This is a genomic window from Mycoplasma todarodis (genome assembly GCF_004335995.1).
GTDB classification, from domain to species: Bacteria; Bacillota_I; Bacilli_A; order Mycoplasmatales; family Metamycoplasmataceae; genus Mycoplasma_K; species Mycoplasma_K todarodis.
The window spans coordinates 1-1970 of the sequence record NZ_PSZP01000060.1 but is presented as its reverse complement, the minus strand read 5'-3'; the positions used below and the strand labels follow the sequence as shown (position 1 = coordinate 1970).

General features: G+C 34.8%; 3 protein-coding genes. All 3 read right to left on the bottom strand.

Features of this window, described 5'->3' with window-relative positions; translation table 4 throughout:
• Positions 1-97 precede the first annotated feature (97 nt).
• Positions 98-715 (bottom strand): 50S ribosomal protein L4, encoded by a 618-nt coding sequence (gene rplD, locus C4B25_RS04535; RefSeq protein ID WP_131613955.1) that lies wholly within the window; start codon positions 713-715, stop codon positions 98-100.
• Positions 715-1422 carry a 50S ribosomal protein L3 gene (gene rplC / locus C4B25_RS04530; protein WP_131613953.1) on the bottom strand — a complete coding sequence of 236 codons (708 nt, stop codon included), beginning with the start codon at positions 1420-1422 and terminating at the stop codon, positions 715-717. Before rplC ends, rplD begins: the two co-directional genes overlap by 1 nt.
• Before the next feature lie 90 nt (positions 1423-1512).
• A complete protein-coding gene (gene rpsJ, locus C4B25_RS04525) occupies positions 1513-1818 on the bottom strand; it encodes a 30S ribosomal protein S10 (RefSeq protein ID WP_131613951.1) in 306 nt (101 codons plus the stop codon).
• Positions 1819-1970 lie beyond the last annotated feature (152 nt).

The window sequence follows — 1970 nt, the reverse complement described above, 5'->3', positions numbered from 1 at the left end:
GTTCTTCTGTCTACAGCGAATGTGTAAACACCTTGACCCATTAATGCATATGATTTCTCTGTAAGAATTGGGTATTTTATAACTTCGTTTCTATTCATTATTTAATCACCTCCACTAATCTGTCAATGTGTGCTTGTGATAATACAATAACGTCTGCATTTACCACTTTTTCAACTGAGATAGAGTTAACTTTAACTGTATCTACGTTAGGAATGTTTGATGCTGATTTGAATACTGTTTCACATTCAGTAACAATTAACACTTTTCTTTGTCCTTTTGTTAGTTTTAGAGTTTCAATGAATTTAACCATTTCTTTTGTTGAGATAGCTTCCATTTTAACTTCTTGAACTTTAACTGCTTTAGCTTTAGCTTTTAATGTTAATGCTGATGCAAGTGCAAGTTTTCTAACTTTTTTGTTTAATGCTAGTGAGTAGTTTCTTTCAGTTTTAGGACCGAATGCTCTACCTCCACCAACTCAGATAGGTGATCTTTTTGATCCAGCTCTAGCTCTACCTGTTCCTTTTTGTTTTCAAGGTTTGATTCCTGACCCGGCTACTTCACCTCTGTTTTTAACTTTGTGAGTACCTTGTCTTCTTGATGCTCTATCAGACATAATTGTGTCGAATATAGCTTGTGAGTTAACTTTAACTCCAAATACTTCTTTTGGAAGTGTTGATGCAGACTTAGCTGCTGTTGTTGTTTGAACTTCTGCCATTATGCATCTCCTTTAACTTCTTTAGTTTCTTCTTTAGCTGGTGCTAAGTTAACTAAATTAATAGCTTCTCTATTTGGAAGTTGTTTTACAGCTTGTTTAACGATAACGAATGATTTTTTAGGTCCTGGGATTGATCCTTTTACTAATAAAACATTGTTTTCTAAATCTACTGATACAACTTCAAGGTTTTGAATTGTTGAAGTAACATGTCCAAATTGTCCAGGCATTGTCATACCTTTAACAACTTTGTTACCTGCGATATCACCAAGTGATCCAGTTTGTCTTTGAGGTTGAGATCCACCACCACCACCGTGTGATTTAGGTCCAATTGCTTGATTATGTCTCTTAATAGCCCCTGAGAAACCGTGTCCTTTTGATGTTCCTTGAACATCTACAAGCTCTCCTGGTGTAAAGATTGAGGCATCGATAGTAGCTCCTAATTCGAAGCCTTCCATTCCTCTAATCTCTTTAACGAAGCGCTTAGGTGTTGTGTTTGCTTTTTTGAAGTGTCCAGTTTCTGGCTTGTTTTGCCTAGAAGCTTTCTTATCTTCAAGTCCTAGTTGAAGTGCTGTATATCCATCTTGTTCTTCAGTAAGAACTTTTGATACAACATTAGGTTTAACTTCAATTACTGTAACTGGGATTAATTTTCCGTGGTCTGAGTAAAGTTGAGTCATTCCTACTTTACGTCCTAAGATTCCTTTCATATAATTCTCCTTTTATGATTTTGTTTTGTTTAATCTTATATGTTTTAGCAGTTTGAGTTCTTACTAAGGAAACATTGATATATTCTGCAACTATTTGTTTATAACTTCGACTTTAACACCTGAAGGTAAGTTAAGTCTTTGTAGTTTATCCATTAACTCTGCAGATACTTCTGCAAGTTTAATAAGTCTTTTGTTAGTTCTGATTTCGAATTGTTCACGTGATTTCTTGTTAACGTGTACTGACTTTAAAACTGTAAATACTTCTCTTTTTGTTGGAAGTGGAACTGGTCCTGAGACTTTAGCTCCCGCTGCTTTAGCTGTTTCTACGATTTTAAGTGCTGCTGCATCTACTAGTGATGCTTCAAATGCTTTAACTTTGATTGTAACTTTTGCCATGTTGTCCTCCTTTTGTTCTTTTGAACGACCTCAAGAATAAATACCCGATATACACGAACAACTAATTTTGGTGTATCGGCAACCTTATCTATCATTGGTCTAGTTGCTAAATAATTATACACACAAAACATTAATAGTCAAGAAAAAAAGTT